Here is a 1,373-nt window from a genome sequence, read left to right as displayed (position 1 = left end):
ATTTTTTCTTCTTTGGTTGTGTATTCTGGTTTTTCAGCCCTTACACTGTAAGTCTTTCCACATTCAACCTTAAAGCTATATTTTCCTTTATCATCAGAAGTGGCAGTATTGACAACTTTAAATTGATTGTCGTACAAGGTTATTTTAGTGTTAGCCAGTAGTTCACCTGTTTTTATATCGGTGATTTCACCATAAAGAAGTTGTTCGCAAATAAGTCTTCTTGTTTCCAAAAATTTATAAATATCATCATAACCCTGACCACCATCTCTATTGGAAGTAAAAAAACCTCTTCTTGATTTTGTATCAATTAAATAAGCAAAATCATCTTTAGGAGAGTTGACATCGGCCCCTACATTTTGAACTTCACTCAAAGTACTATCTTCATTTATTTTAGACATAAAAACGTCTAATCCTCCAAGTCCAGGATGTCCATCAGATGCAAAGTAAATTTCATTTTCATTATTAATAAAAGGGAAAGTTTCTCTTCCTTCGGTATTAATTGTATTCCCTAAATTTTGCGGTGTTCCAAAAGTACCATCTTCATTTATGGTTACTTTGAACAAATCAGACTGGCCTAAAGTTCCAGGCATATCAGAGGCAAAATACAATGTTTTTCCATCAGGACTTAATGCTGGATGTGCTGTACTGTAATTGTCACTGTCAAAAGGGAGTTCGGTTACATTTGTCCATTTATTATTCTCCAGAGTAGCTTTGTATATTTTTATTAAAGTTATTTTATTTCCATCTTTTCCTTTTTTTCCATCCAGATAGTTGTTTCGAGTAAAATACATGGTTTTTCCATCACTGCTAAAAGTAGGAGTGGATTCGTGAAATTTCGAATTTATGGTTCCATCAAACTTTTTTGCAGCACCCGGTGTCATGTCTTGTCCTAAATCAGCCGTGTACAAGTTTGTAAAATACTGATTGGTCCATTTGTGTTTTCTTTGTCCAAGACTTCCGGTATCTCTTGCAGAAGCAAAAATTAATTTATCTGAATATAGAGCAGTTCCGTAATCAGAATAGATAGAATTTATTCCGGCATCTTCAACGTTGTACCTTCCAGAATTTGCTTTTATAGCTTCTAAATAGTTGGTATTTTTTTTAAATAGCTTAGCTCTGCTATCGTTCGATGATTTTTGGTTGAATAGTTCCATCATCTCATTTGCCTTATCATTTTGATCGATTGCTCTTAAAGACTGAGCATAGCGATAATAATATTCAGGTTCTAAATTTGAGGTATCCATAGTAAACAATTCACCATACCATTTAGCGGCTTTATCGAACTGTGCATTAAAGTAATAAGCATTGCCCAGCTTTTTAAACATATCGGCTGATTTATATCCTTTTTCAGCCACTCTTTCATAGGTTTTGAT

Annotated in this window: 1 protein-coding gene; it reads right to left on the bottom strand. The window is 33.7% G+C overall.

Annotated features, from left to right (window positions below):
- Positions 1 to 1,373: carboxypeptidase regulatory-like domain-containing protein (locus ACNQF8_RS15295; protein WP_417953929.1), on the bottom strand; the 1,373-nt coding region annotated here is incomplete at both ends.

Origin of the sequence: Flavobacterium labens, assembly GCF_048286755.1 — a bacterium.
GTDB lineage: Bacteria > Bacteroidota > Bacteroidia > Flavobacteriales > Flavobacteriaceae > Flavobacterium.
This window is presented reverse-complemented; position numbering and strand designations above follow the sequence as displayed.